Source organism: Thermodesulfobacteriota bacterium (assembly GCA_036397855.1).
Lineage (GTDB): Bacteria > Desulfobacterota_D > UBA1144 > Nemesobacterales > CSP1-2 > DASWID01.
On record DASWID010000132.1, the window covers coordinates 15,202 to 27,517 of the forward strand.

At 40.8% G+C, this 12,316-nt stretch carries 15 protein-coding genes; 6 read left to right on the plus strand and 9 right to left on the minus strand.

Annotated elements, in window-relative coordinates:
* Together VGA95_10850 and VGA95_10855 are read left to right on the plus strand one after the other, a co-directional pair.
* Entirely contained in the window at positions 1 to 609 is a 609-nt protein-coding gene (locus tag VGA95_10850) for a nitroreductase family protein (protein HEX9667036.1), read from the plus strand.
* A 178-nt stretch (positions 610 to 787) separates the two neighbouring features.
* Positions 788 to 1,162 (plus strand): DoxX family protein, encoded by a 375-nt coding sequence (locus tag VGA95_10855; GenBank protein HEX9667037.1) that lies wholly within the window; start codon positions 788 to 790, stop codon positions 1,160 to 1,162.
* Here VGA95_10855 and VGA95_10860 read toward each other — a convergent pair.
* From VGA95_10860 to VGA95_10880, 5 genes are all read right to left on the minus strand, one after another.
* Positions 1,077 to 1,325 (minus strand): SDR family NAD(P)-dependent oxidoreductase, encoded by a 249-nt coding sequence (locus tag VGA95_10860; GenBank protein ID HEX9667038.1) that lies wholly within the window; start codon positions 1,323 to 1,325, stop codon positions 1,077 to 1,079. The genes VGA95_10855 and VGA95_10860 overlap by 86 nt on opposite strands.
* Positions 1,326 to 1,382: 57 nt before the next feature.
* Complete coding sequence (locus VGA95_10865; GenBank protein HEX9667039.1) at positions 1,383 to 2,471, minus strand: calcium/sodium antiporter; 1,089 nt, start codon at positions 2,469 to 2,471, stop codon at positions 1,383 to 1,385.
* A 137-nt stretch (positions 2,472 to 2,608) separates the two neighbouring features.
* Positions 2,609 to 3,193, minus strand: coding sequence for a hypothetical protein (locus VGA95_10870; GenBank protein HEX9667040.1), 585 nt, complete (start codon positions 3,191 to 3,193; stop codon positions 2,609 to 2,611).
* 94 nt (positions 3,194 to 3,287) lie between these two features.
* On the minus strand, positions 3,288 to 3,956 hold the full coding sequence (locus VGA95_10875) for a glutathione S-transferase family protein (protein ID HEX9667041.1): 669 nt from the start codon (positions 3,954 to 3,956) through the stop codon (positions 3,288 to 3,290).
* A 545-nt stretch (positions 3,957 to 4,501) separates the two neighbouring features.
* Positions 4,502 to 5,005 (minus strand): ferritin, encoded by a 504-nt coding sequence (locus VGA95_10880; protein ID HEX9667042.1) that lies wholly within the window; start codon positions 5,003 to 5,005, stop codon positions 4,502 to 4,504.
* Positions 5,006 to 5,322: 317 nt separating this feature from the next.
* On the opposite strand from VGA95_10880, the gene VGA95_10885 reads away from it, so the two are divergent.
* A complete protein-coding gene (locus tag VGA95_10885; protein ID HEX9667043.1) occupies positions 5,323 to 6,453 on the plus strand; it encodes a VPGUxxT family thioredoxin-like (seleno)protein, type 2 in 1,131 nt (376 codons plus the stop codon).
* 672 nt (positions 6,454 to 7,125) lie between these two features.
* Here the strand turns inward: VGA95_10885 and VGA95_10890 are convergent.
* The 3 genes from VGA95_10890 to VGA95_10900 all read right to left on the minus strand — a co-directional run bounded on the left by VGA95_10890 (position 7,126) and on the right by VGA95_10900 (position 9,605).
* Positions 7,126 to 7,737: an ACP phosphodiesterase gene (locus VGA95_10890; GenBank protein ID HEX9667044.1), complete on the minus strand. Its 612-nt coding sequence runs from the start codon at positions 7,735 to 7,737 to the stop codon at positions 7,126 to 7,128.
* A gap of 79 nt (positions 7,738 to 7,816) precedes the next feature.
* Positions 7,817 to 8,980 (minus strand): metallophosphoesterase, encoded by a 1,164-nt coding sequence (locus VGA95_10895; GenBank protein HEX9667045.1) that lies wholly within the window; start codon positions 8,978 to 8,980, stop codon positions 7,817 to 7,819.
* A gap of 202 nt (positions 8,981 to 9,182) precedes the next feature.
* Positions 9,183 to 9,605 carry an FKBP-type peptidyl-prolyl cis-trans isomerase gene (locus tag VGA95_10900; GenBank protein ID HEX9667046.1) on the minus strand — a complete coding sequence of 141 codons (423 nt, stop codon included), beginning with the start codon at positions 9,603 to 9,605 and terminating at the stop codon, positions 9,183 to 9,185.
* On the opposite strand from VGA95_10900, the gene VGA95_10905 reads away from it, so the two are divergent.
* The gene (locus tag VGA95_10905) at positions 9,565 to 9,765 is read left to right on the plus strand and encodes a hypothetical protein (protein HEX9667047.1); all 201 of its coding nucleotides are present in this window, start codon (positions 9,565 to 9,567) and stop codon (positions 9,763 to 9,765) included. The genes VGA95_10900 and VGA95_10905 overlap by 41 nt on opposite strands.
* 147 nt (positions 9,766 to 9,912) lie before the next feature.
* Here VGA95_10905 and VGA95_10910 read toward each other — a convergent pair whose 3' ends face one another.
* Complete coding sequence (locus VGA95_10910) at positions 9,913 to 10,518, minus strand: hypothetical protein (protein ID HEX9667048.1); 606 nt, start codon at positions 10,516 to 10,518, stop codon at positions 9,913 to 9,915.
* A 289-nt stretch (positions 10,519 to 10,807) separates the two neighbouring features.
* On the opposite strand from VGA95_10910, the gene VGA95_10915 reads away from it, so the two are divergent.
* Positions 10,808 to 11,971: a glycosyltransferase family 2 protein gene (locus VGA95_10915; GenBank protein HEX9667049.1), complete on the plus strand. Its 1,164-nt coding sequence runs from the start codon at positions 10,808 to 10,810 to the stop codon at positions 11,969 to 11,971.
* 158 nt (positions 11,972 to 12,129) lie between these two features.
* On the plus strand, positions 12,130 to 12,316 hold a 187-nt coding region (locus tag VGA95_10920; protein ID HEX9667050.1), incomplete at its 3' end, for a hypothetical protein.

Genomic DNA, 12,316 nt, shown 5'->3' on the forward strand with positions numbered 1-12,316 from the left:
ATGAAAAAGCCTGCACGCACAAATCATCAAATTCACGATCTACTAACTCATCGCTGGAGCCCGAGGGCCTTTTCAGACCGAATGGTAGAGAAGGAAAAAATACTAGTTCTTATGGAAGCGGCCAGGTGGTCACCCTCTAGTTATAATGAACAACCGTGGAGCTTTATAATAGCCACCAAGGACAATCCAACGGAGTATGAAGAATTATTAAACTGTTTATCGGAAGGAAATATTCGATGGGCGAGATTTGCACCATTATTGATGATTAGTGTAGCCAAGTTGATCTTTGAACGTAACGGAAAGCCAAATAGACATGCCTTTCATGATGTCGGATTGGCTGTTGGAAATCTTGTCATACAGGCAAGCCACCTCGGACTACATGTCCACCAGATGGCGGGCATCCTTGTCGAAACAGTCCGTGCAACATACAAAATTCCAGAAACACACGAGCCAGTCGCAGGAATCGCAATCGGCTACTATGGCGATATTGATCAACTACCGGAAGATCTCAGAGAAAGGGAGTTGGCTGATCGTGCCCGAAAGCCTTTAGAAGAATTCGTGTTCTCGGGCTCGTGGAACAAACCGTTTTATTTGGTTTCAACAAGATAATCTGCCGGATGACTTAATCTATCTATTTGAAAAATTTAAAAATGGCATTTAAGTTGATGCAACACTCGGACAACTTGTCTTTATAACTAAATTAAGCGAAAGGAGGATAGTAACGAGTATTAAGGGATTATTACTTGGCGGAGCTAAAATTGATACCGCCTATGCAAATATTGGGCTATTGATCTTAAGAGTCTATACAGGGCTGGTCCTGGCATCACAGCATGGTATCCGAAAGATTCCGCCCCCAGAAAAATTTATTCAGGGAGTCGGTGAATTAGGGTTTCCACTCCCCGAGGTTTTTGCATGGTGGGCAGGTTGCGCCGAATTCTTTGGTGGAATCTTGCTAGCAGTCGGTTTACTCACACGTCCCGCCGCATTCGTCATTTTGATCACTATGGTTACAGCTGTATTTGGAAGACACGCCGCAGATCCATTTAGCGTTAAGGAATTGGCGGTCACTTATGGAATTATTGCGACAACTTTTCTGTTGGTAGGCTCGGGACGGTACGGAATTGATAGATTATTTCATCATCAAAGAACAAACAAGTCATAAAATTTACGGACCCTTCGGCTTCTTCCACCACTCTGTCAAGTTTAGACCTCGTTCTACCCATAATTCCAACTTTCGCTCCCTCCTTACAAAAAAGAAGCGCCGTTGCCCTACCTATTCTCTCACCGCCTCCGGTAATAATCGCAGCTTTGTCCTTTAATCTCATCTATGTGATCTCCCACCTTCACTAATATTTCTTAATCTAAGGAATTAAAAAAATGTCTCATATGGTCGCCCTCTTTTTATTTGACAAAATGGTTCTGATCGTAATTATAATCAGTGTCAAAATTGTAAGAGGAATAACAAAAATTATCATCACATAACTGAATATGGGCAATATATCATGATGCTTTGAACCAATGATCAGATAAGCTGTGTAAGCTAAATAATAGCAGAAAAACAATGCACCTTCCCAGCGAGCTATAATGTTTCCGGTAAAGAATATTGGCAGGCAGGCAACTGCTACAGCTATCATAACCGGAATATCAAAATGCAGTGCTGAAGAAGATACATTAATTCCGCCAGGTGCAAATATTGCTGATAAACCCAGCACAGCCAGAATATTAAAAACATTGCTCCCAACAACATTTCCCACTGCAATATCCCTTTCTCCTCGAATACTTGCTACTACGGAGGTCGCAACTTCCGGCAATGAAGTTCCTGCCGCAACCAGTGTTAAGCCGATAACAAGATCACTTACGCCAAAACTCCTTGCGAGAGATACGGATCCATTCAAAAACCAGCGCGAGCCTATTACCAGTAACAACAAGCCACCTGCGATTAAAACGATATTTATTGCTAAGCCCCTCATCTTGTTTCCATTGTGAATTCCAAACTCCTGTATATATTCCTGCTGGACAACTCCTTCCCTTCTACTCTGGAAAATCAGGAAGCTAGTGTAAATTACAACTCCCATAAGCAGTATGATTCCCTCTATAGTGCTAATCCTTCCACTATATGAAAAAACCAAAGTTAAAACAGACACTGAAATCATGATAGGCACATCTAACCTAACCAATTGCTGAGAAACTGTTAGTGGTACAATTAAAGCTGATATCCCCAATATAAAAAGCACATTGAAAATATTGCTTCCAACCACATTTCCCAGCGCAATATCTGATTGTCCTATAATAGAAGACTGAATGCTTACAACAAGCTCCGGCGAACTTGTTCCAAAGGCAACTATCGTCAAACCAATAACGAGCGGAGATACCCCCATCACTGCAGCAAGCCTTGAAGCCCCGCGAACCAAAGACTCGGCTCCCAATATCAATAGCCCAAGCCCAACAACAAATAGAATAATTGTTGTCATGATAAAATCCACTGCTCCTCAGCGACTAGATTCCATAAAACATCAAAGTGTATATAAAATTAACCTTATAAATAAACGAAGAAAGATAATGTCTCTCAATCACGAGAAAATGGATTTTAATTCTGATAAAGGTCAAATTAAAAAGTCCTGTATCCCTTATTTTTGCTTCTCCAGAGGCGAATGATAATGACTATGTGAGAGTAGATTATAATTGGTACAAGAAAGGTCAGCAGTAGATTCAACGGAAGTTTTGTAATTGCAATCATAGACTGGGGATCGGCGATCGCCAATCTACCAGCAGTCATCACTACTAACAAGATATCAATAAACCCAAACAAATTCCAAATGAAATAAATAACGAAACCCAGAAACCCGCTAGTGGGTGAAAATAATAATACGAGGAATGCTGTGGCAGCAACAATTATATCACCCCAGCCTCCCGGGACTGCAAAATCATATGGAAGTTCCCCCCTCGAGTAAAGAATCAAAAAATAAATCCCGACAAAGCGAGTTAGATGGATCAGCAAAAGTATTCTCATGTCGACAGTTAACGACCATTCACGGAAAAACCCAGATTTCCCAAAAAATATTAGTAATAGAACGACAATAGAAACAAGAACTGCCTGAGGAAATGGAGGAGGAATTGAAGCTAGTAGCCCGGATGCTCCGATAATCAGGGCTAGTAAGAACCACATGAAAGTAAAAAGAATAATTCTAAGCATATCTCTAAGGCCGCCGTGTAAATAGAAATTCCATAGTCTGTGATCCTATTGGTAGATTTTTAGTTAAGCTCGGGGATGGGTTTCCCTTATTTGCCTAAACCAGAATTCTCGACCCCCTTCTTTTCGCCTCGTCTTCATCAACCGTAATGTCTCTGGATTTGGGAATATTCTTGCCTCGTCCGACCGCTGGCCGTTTGCCTATTGTTTCAAGCCATCGTTTCAGGTTTGGAAGGTCTACAATATCCACACCGGCCCAATCATGAATATAGACCCAAGGCCACGCCGCTATATCTGCGATGGAGTACTCATCCACCAGAAATTCACGGTCCTTCAGACGCGTGTCTAAAACGGTGTATAGGCGTTTGGTTTCCCTCTGATAACGATTTATGGCATAATCGATCTTCTCCGGTGCATATCGATAAAAAACATTTGCCTGGCCCTGCATTGGTCCTATGCCAGCCATCTGAAACATAAGCCATTGAATGACCACCGAGCGACCCTTTTTGTCAGTGGGCAAAAACTTTCCAGACTTTTCTGCAAGATAAATGAGTATCGCTCCCGATTCGAAAACGACAAAATCACCTTCATCACGGTCAACAATTGTGGGAATTCTGCCGTTTGGATTTAGCTTTAAGTAACCGGGATCTTTCTGTTCCATTTTATGGAGTTTAATATGTGTAACATTATATGGTAGCCCTACCTCCTCAAGCATGATTGAAATCTTTCTCCCATTAGGGGTTGCAGCCGTATAGAGATCTATCATGTTCCCTCCAGTGAATAGATAAACTTAGTTATATAAACATTTTATAATTTCTTATTTTCTTTGTCTTGATACAAAGAAACAAAAATCAAGGGCTGACAAAAAATTAGGATTTATTAAATCAATTCCTACAGCTAAAAATATTTAATTCTACCCCAACCCTAAATCTTTTTTTAACGCTTCCGGAATTGATTTTGGTAATTTTTTGAATGCCCATTTAAGATCTAACAAACTGTAACCGAGTTATTTATCATCTACAGTGGCGACAATGATATGGAAGACTAAAGTCCTCCGCTACATAAGAAAGCATAAAATGTATCGGCGACTCTTTAGGTCGCCATCTTAAGAAATGGGTTATAGGAAAGCCTACACTTATTCAAAAGGGAACTATACGTAGTATCAAGGCTGAGCTCAATGAAATCCGACTGCTCAGAACAAATGGACTTTTAATGCAGTACCGGTTAAAAAGAACGTGAATAGAATTTTGGACTGATGGCAGCATCAGTTCCTAGATCGTTGATTTCATCTGTTATTGAGCATAAAGGCTCCTACCCCGGGGTTGGAGAGGAGTTATCTGCCATTTCCCTGTCCAAAATAAGAAGCGCAGAGCTGTTATCTCCAGCCAATTTAAGATTGTCAACCATATCTCGAGCACTTTTCTCCTCTTCAACCTGCTCCTTAATAAACCACTGCAATTCAACTGCTGTTGCATGATCTCCTTCATTTACAGCCTGCTCATAGAGCTTGTTGATCATGCTGGTAACCTCTCTTTCATGTTCGAGTACCTGTTGAAACATCTTTAATAGAGAATTATATTTCGCTTGTGGCTGTTCAATAGATTTTAAAACAATCTTCCCATCACGATCTATTACATAATCGAAAAGTTTAAGTGCATGCTCGAGCTCCTCTTTACTCTGATGCCTGAGCCACGAAGCAAATCCCCTCATGTTTAAAGATTCGCAATATGCACTCATTGAAAGATAGGTATACGATGAGAAGTACTCATTATTGATCTGGTTATTCAATCCATCCTGCATTTCTTTACTTAGCATTCTTAACCTCCATGTAATTTATTAAATTATCTTAAATACATTTTAACCAATAAAATTCAAATAATTGTATTAGCCATAAATATTCCATAAACGAAACCTAAATTCAAGTAAATACCAACTGGAAAAGATTACCATCTAAATCTTACTGACCATTGGAACAACTAAAATTATCAGTTTGGTTATAATAAACGTTTGAATCAATTCGTAAAACCATTTACGTTAGAAACACTTAATATTATCGTGACTTAGAATATCTGTTGTTGAGAAGCATCATCATATATAAGATATTATGAACATAAGGAGAAAAGGTATTAAAAATGAAGATTATTTCATCACCTATTGCAATAATTTTATTTTTAGCTTTTTTCTTCAATTCAGTTGGTACTACGAAAGAGACTAAAACTCTCAATAGCGATAAAGACAATACAGACAGCACCGATATTCTATTAAATGTTCAAAGAACCAGCACAAACCCGGTTGAACTTGGTAGAGTCAACTGGCTGCGTAATTTCGATGAGGCGGTAAGAGTGGCCAGAGTCGAGAACAAACCACTTCTTGTTTTATTCCAGGAGGTGCCTGGTTGCAGCACAGCTTCGGGCTATGGAAAACACGTTTTGAGTCAACCGCTGATTGTCGAAGCAGGGGAATCTCTATTTGTTCCAATCGCCATTTACAACAATATTAACGGACCCGACTCCAAGGTACTTACATCATTTGGAGAGCCGTCCTGGAACAACCCCGTGGTTCGAATAATGGCATATGATCGTAAAGAACTTGTACCAAGATTAAGTGGAGATTACTCAAAGCTGGGTCTGGTTACCTCAATGGTTAATGCCCTCGAAAATAATAATCAGATCGTCCCCAACTATTTAAGGCTTCTGAAAGAGGAGCTTAAGGCAGGTGTAAGTGGAACAGATAAGGCTGTCTTTGCAATGAGCTGCTTCTGGTCAGGTGAGGAAGCGCTCGGAAGGATTGATGGCGTAATCTCTACAAATCCTGGATTTATGAAAGGATACGAGGTGGTAAAAGTAGAATATGATCCTGATCTAATCTCATATAATGACCTTCTTAACAAGGCGAAACATGACCAGGTTGCTGATCATGTGTTTGTGAAAGACGGAATTGAGAAAAATGTCGCTGAAAATCTAGTGGGAAAATCTTCTGTTTCTAATATTAGCAATTTTAGACCCGACAGTGATCCTAAGCATTACCTATCACAAACTATCTATAGATATATTCCGATGACTTCGCTTCAATCATCGCGTGTAAACGCGGCAATAGGGAGTGGCAGAGCCCCCGACGATTATCTATCACCGGGGCAGCGAGAGCTATTGAAATATATTAACAACCATCCAGAGATTAACTGGCAAAATACAATCGGCCTAGATTTTCCCACTGCATGGAACTCAGCAATGACTCTGGTGAATAGAAAGGTTGGAATGAAATAAGGCTCTTTGCCCCAAATTCTAGGGCATCAAAATAGAAACGGAAGGTCATTCTTTCATTCCGAGAAACCCTGACTAGTGCCGAATGCTACGAAACACTTAAAATGATATGAAGGAGATCGCTTCGTTCCAATCGCGATTGTAGATGTCAGATAATTCGTGGACAAAATTCTTACAATTTCATGAATAGATTTATTTTGATGAGTCCTTTTCGGAACGAAAAGGACTTGAATGGCATTCCAAAAATTGCGTTAAGAGGATGAATGTCATAGTCAGTCATGCTGAACTTGTTTCAGCATCTCTTGTTTCCATTAGATCCTGAATTAAATTCAGGATGACCGGGTTATGGTTGAATTAAATTTTTTAGTTGTTATGTCATCCCCGAAATCAATAGTCGGGGATCCATCCCCGCCACAAACGTGCGGGGACAGGCTCTGGATTCCCTAATAAGGAATTAGGGAATGACAATAAGGGGGTAGCCTAGTCCTTGTACCCTGAGTTTATCGAAGGGCCTGTCCTGAGTTTATCGAAGGATCGATGGGTTGCTTCTTTGTACCTGTGCTGAACCATGTCCTGACGATAGGTCAGGATCTATTCAGTATCAAGACAAAGAAGTTAGAAAGAAAAATAAGATACTTGAAGAAAATACTTTTAAAGATTCTGTCATCGAAATATCTAACATTTACAGCGATGACATAAAATTGCTTTAAAAAAATGGGGAATGTACCTTCGTGGACTGTCCCCATTTTTCCTGAGATTTACAACATACGTAATTAATTCGGGGAAGAAAACCTTGAAGTTAGTTTCAAGATCGCGGTAGTTTAATGCCACCTCTTCTAATGCACCACTCAAGTCGTTTTCCCTGTTAAACCTTCTCTCAATTCTTTTTGATATTTTGTCCAATGTAATTCCAATCGCTTCCAAGTATCGATAAGAACCGAGCCAGTCCTCCTCAATCATCTTCGGAACTGCAAACTTCAGATCTCCAGGGAGAAGCTTCCTGTATCTTTTCAGGATTGCGTATGACTTAGCAATGAACTCATTAAGCTCTAATTCCGAATATAATGCCCAGTTCTTTGCCAAAAAGTGATCAAAAACAACATCAAGTATGATTCCAGCGAATCTTCGCCTTTTCGAGCTGAATAGCTTTCTGCTTTGCAAAACCATCTCATGAGTATCGGTAAAAGAATCAACTTTGCGGTGAGTGTCGATTGCAGTGAGGATTTCCGCAGGGTATTGATCAATCAGAGGGCCCTTAACAAAATCTGCAATTATACTTCCGAGCATAGATTCCCCTGAGTCCTCAGAGAGATAGAGATGTGCAAGATAATTCATAAGCTATTATATTGATTAATAATAAGGGATATCAAAACACCTGAGAACATTCAGCAAATTTATCTACTATCACACAGGATATAATCTCTTCCCCTTCAACATTTCGAATGGACACATTCCAACCGCCCTCAAATTGCTCCATACTAACAAATCCGAAGTCGTCAAAGCTCACTCCTTCATTTACGATCGCACCAGCGATTTCCACTCCAGCCAGTGGAACGCTAACAGCCTGATCCAGCTCCGTTCCGCTAAATCCGACTACAAACTGAGGAGACCTATCTCCTTCAAAGCTCAGCATTTCAAATAAGTGGATATGGCCGGATAATACAAGATTTATACCTGGCTTAAGTGAATTTCCCGTTGACGCTTGGAGAGTGACGTTCGACCGGAAAAGATCACCGTTAAATTCACCTATCCCCCAAACCGGGTGATGAGCTACGAGCCATGCATTATCTCCTGCGACCTCACTCAGAGCATCAATCTGGGCTGAATAAACGTCCACCAGATTCTGGGGAGCATCGTTATCATGAGCGCTTGACGAGTCAAGCATCAAAAGTTGCACCAAGCCTATATCGATAGAATATGGTGGTGTAAACTCGTCACATTCCGGGAATGGGGGGTTTGGATCAAGGAATCGAAACCAACCATTGCCTGCGCGACTGCAGTCTTCATGATTTCCTCGCGTAAAGACCCATGGCGCAGAAGCCAGTAGAGCAGAGGCCGGGGTGAAAAAATCAGCACTCCAGGTCTCCCAGTTGTCTCCGAAGGGTGAACCTTCGCACCCAATATTTCCTTCTGGACATTGCGATTCACGATACAGATAGTCTCCAACATGTATGACAAGCTCTGGACCCCATATTGCTGCACTCTCAGCTACTTTTTCAAATGGCCAGGCTTCCGGATCATTACAGGCCTGCGCATCGTCACCCTTAATCCTGCATCCTGTATCTCCAATAATTACAATGCGCTTCGGATTCTGCTCAGGCAATTTCAGTTTTCGACCTTCGATTGATGCGGAGGTTGTTTCAGGTGGGATAATAGTCTCGCATACCAACACAGGGAAATCATGTTCTGATGGTTGTTCTCGAACCTGCATCGGCTGAGAAGAATTGTCCAATTTTATGTTTGGACATCTTGAATTTTCAGTAATAACACGTGCAAATACGACTCCAGAGGGACCCATCTGAACCCACATAGATTGTATCCCACTGGTTGATGAACCAGAATCGTCATTGCATGCTAGAATTAAGGAATTAAGAGAAGATACAACACATATAAATATAAGCCATAATCGAGACTGAATATTAAATCCAAGGTAAAATTTAGATTCTATATACATTTACCTATCTACCCAAACTTTGGATTATTTAATCTTAACACTGAATTTATTGATACATTTAGTCTATCTCAACCAACTCAACATCAAAAATTAGCGTAGCATTTTCGGGGATTACCGGTGGATACCCCCTGGCGCCATAGCCAAGTTCAGGAGGGATCATCAGTTGACGCTTACCCCCAACTTTCATCTCTGCAATTCCTTCGTCCCATCCTTTAATTACCTGACCGGTCCCTAGAATAAACTCAATAGGCTCGCCCCGATTTATTGAGCTGTCAAAGACGGTACCATCTTTCAATTTTCCGGTATAATGCACCTTAACCTTTTGACCAGCTGTCGGCTTAGGACCATTTCCTTCTTCAATAATTATGTATTCCAGACCGGAATCAGTTTTATGCACTTTAGATTTCTCCTCCTCTCCAGCAAACGTTGATTTACATACTATGAAAAATGACAAAGTTATAACAGCTAAAGGTAAGACCATTCTTGTCATTGTCGTCTCCGATTTTCATTCATTTGAGTTGAAAGGATATACAGATCGTTTTGATAAAGCAAAGAGTGGAGAAAAGCGTGTCTCTTCCCCCTTCACGGTGGAAATTTTAATGCGGGGTTGTGAAACCCCGCCTATCGGCATTGGGAAATAATCTTACATATGTTGAATATCGGGACTTTCCAGTCCCGAGCCAATTGCGGCTAGAAATCGCTCCCAAAATCCCTCTAAATCTCCCTTTAAGAAAGGGAGACTTTATATAGCTTCCTGCTTTTATAGACGAAGGATAGGGAGTTTTTGTTCACGGCTCTGGGCTAATCTCATACCAGATGTTCGAAATATAGCCGGCCGCATCCGGCTTATTGATCTCTTTCACTAATGTAGGCTCACCGCCTGTACATCGCCACTCATAGACCGTTGAGCGGCCTGACGCATATGCAGGTATGAATTCAGAACCCGGATTTGATTTACACCAGTCTTTCATTCCTTGATTTGGTTCGCGAGACCTATCAGCTTTTTCCGTACACGGCAGATTTGCCCCCACGTTGCAGGCATATACCTTCCCATCCATGCAACGCCAGTAAGTGCCTCTCTCGAACACATCAGACGGAGCGTCAGCAGGTGCTCCAAAGGCCTTCCTTAACCCGAGCACGATCGCCTCAGGTAACTTCGGCCCGACATAACGTGAATCAGGCGAATCAATAGTATCAACCGCCTTGCAGTAGGCGAAAGGATCTTTAAACGCGGTCTCTTCCTCAGAACCTGATTTCGATACATGAGAATTATCATCTCGCTTCTCGCCCTTGCATGATATTTGGATTAATGATGTCAACATAAAAGTCAGAATAACTACAACAAGAGTTTTGCTATGCATCTTTGCTTTTGCTCCTTCGCAATTTGTTTTCAAGTGAATCAATCGTGTAATAATAACATATCACGTTTCACACTCTAAGGTTACATCCAATTCATCCACACTTTCCGAAAATATCGGCCTACGCAAAACTCTTATACTAAATATAATTCCCGCTCTCCATTCATAACAGGGCCTAATCTTTCTAACCTAAATAAAATATTTTCGTGTTGCACAGTTCTTTAACTATAACTGGTAATCCTGTCACTGCTTTCCTTGATTACATAGATGATCTCATTACAATAAAAGCAGTTTTAAAGTTGATAAGGAAAAATCCGGCTAATTTATGGTCCTGCTACTATTGATTGTCAGTGTTTTAACGATTCTTATAACAATATTTTTATTGAAGCTGCTCAAAATAATTACATACCACAAAGAACTCCCTATTGTTGAAGAGCTTGATGGAAATACTCCAATGGTATCAATAATCGTTCCTATGAGAAATGAGGAAAGGAATGCAAAGCAATGCATTGAGAGTCTTATGTCTCAAAATTATTCAAATTTTGAGGTGATAGTCGTTGACGATAGATCAGAGGATGACACCCTGAAAATACTTAAGGAGTTCGCCTCAAAGCACAGCAACATTAGGCTCGTTGAGGGTACACCCACCCCGGAAGGCTGGATTGGGAAAAACCATGCACTTTGGCAGGGGGTGAGAGAAGCAAAGGGAATCTGGTTCCTTTTTCTCGATGCAGACACGATTTCCGAGAATCACATGCTTCCTTCGGCAATCAAATTCGTCGAAGATAATGGTATTGATATGCTTTCGCTCTCCCCTTTTCAGATATTGGAAACATTTTGGGAACGAGTGGTCCAGCCTGTTATTTTTTCCTCCCTTTACTATGCTTTCCCTCAAAAGAAAATCAATGATCCAAAAAGTAAATTAGCAGCTGCAATCGGTCAATTCATATTAATCAAACGATCAGTGTATGAGAACACTGGTGGACACTCTTCCATAAAAAATAAGATTGTTGAGGATTTTGCCCTGGCACAACTCGTAAAAGGTTCTGGTTATCAGCTATGCGTCATGAGGGGAATCAAACTCATCAGAACCAGAATGTACACTAATTTTGACGAGCTCTGGGAGGGGTGGACAAAGAATCTTTTCTTCGGACTCAACAAGAGATGGAGAAATCTCATATTTCTTGTGTCCGTGCTTCTTTCCTGGGGAATCATACCTCCTGTCCTCTTCATCTGGTCCGTATTCAATACAGTTTGTCAACAATCGTTATCATTTGTTCAATTGTCCATTGCGTTTGAATGCACCTTTCTCCTGGCGTTAATCACATACACCGCCTGGCAGACCACTCGGCTCTTTTCTATTCCCCGCTTTTATTCCTTAACCGTTCCCTTGGGAGTGGCGGTATACATAGCAATGGTGCTGTCTTCTGCTTACAAGGTAGCGAGTGGCGAAGGAGTTTCTTGGAAAGAGAGGGTATATAAACTCTAAACAAAATCAAAATTTCGTCTTGCCAGAAGCGATGAATTTCATCAATTAATTGATGAGCAATAAATACGCGTTAAAAAACTATGCGCTAAACTTTCTAAATAATCGTTGCAAAACATGTGTAATAAAAATAATGGCATTCTGTTTCCCATGATTGTATAATGAAACTAAAGCCAACAACTATGAATAATCTCATAGAATTCATAAGACCGGTAAAAAAACTACATACCGTCATATTCTTCGTCACTTCCCGCTGTAATGCACGCTGTAGAACCTGTTTTTACTGGGAGGAGCTCAATCAAAAGGGTGACCTGTCGCTAGAAGAGATAGAGAGATTGTCAGAGACTA

Coding starts and splice junctions, on each gene's coding strand:
- VGA95_10850 (HEX9667036.1), top strand. CDS start 1: ATGAAAAAGCCTGCACGCACAAATCATCAAATTCACGATCTACTAACT.
- VGA95_10860 (HEX9667038.1), bottom strand. CDS start 1,325: ATGAGATTAAAGGACAAAGCTGCGATTATTACCGGAGGCGGTGAGAGA.
- VGA95_10865 (HEX9667039.1), bottom strand. CDS start 2,471: ATGACAACAATTATTCTATTTGTTGTTGGGCTTGGGCTATTGATATTG.
- VGA95_10870 (HEX9667040.1), bottom strand. CDS start 3,193: ATGCTTAGAATTATTCTTTTTACTTTCATGTGGTTCTTACTAGCCCTG.
- VGA95_10875 (HEX9667041.1), bottom strand. CDS start 3,956: ATGATAGATCTCTATACGGCTGCAACCCCTAATGGGAGAAAGATTTCA.
- VGA95_10880 (HEX9667042.1), bottom strand. CDS start 5,005: ATGCTAAGTAAAGAAATGCAGGATGGATTGAATAACCAGATCAATAAT.
- VGA95_10885 (HEX9667043.1), top strand. CDS start 5,323: ATGAAGATTATTTCATCACCTATTGCAATAATTTTATTTTTAGCTTTT.
- VGA95_10890 (HEX9667044.1), bottom strand. CDS start 7,737: ATGCTCGGAAGTATAATTGCAGATTTTGTTAAGGGCCCTCTGATTGAT.
- VGA95_10895 (HEX9667045.1), bottom strand. CDS start 8,980: ATGTGGGTTCAGATGGGTCCCTCTGGAGTCGTATTTGCACGTGTTATT.
- VGA95_10905 (HEX9667047.1), top strand. CDS start 9,565: ATGAAAAATGACAAAGTTATAACAGCTAAAGGTAAGACCATTCTTGTC.
- VGA95_10900 (HEX9667046.1), bottom strand. CDS start 9,605: ATGGTCTTACCTTTAGCTGTTATAACTTTGTCATTTTTCATAGTATGT.
- VGA95_10915 (HEX9667049.1), top strand. CDS start 10,808: ATGGTCCTGCTACTATTGATTGTCAGTGTTTTAACGATTCTTATAACA.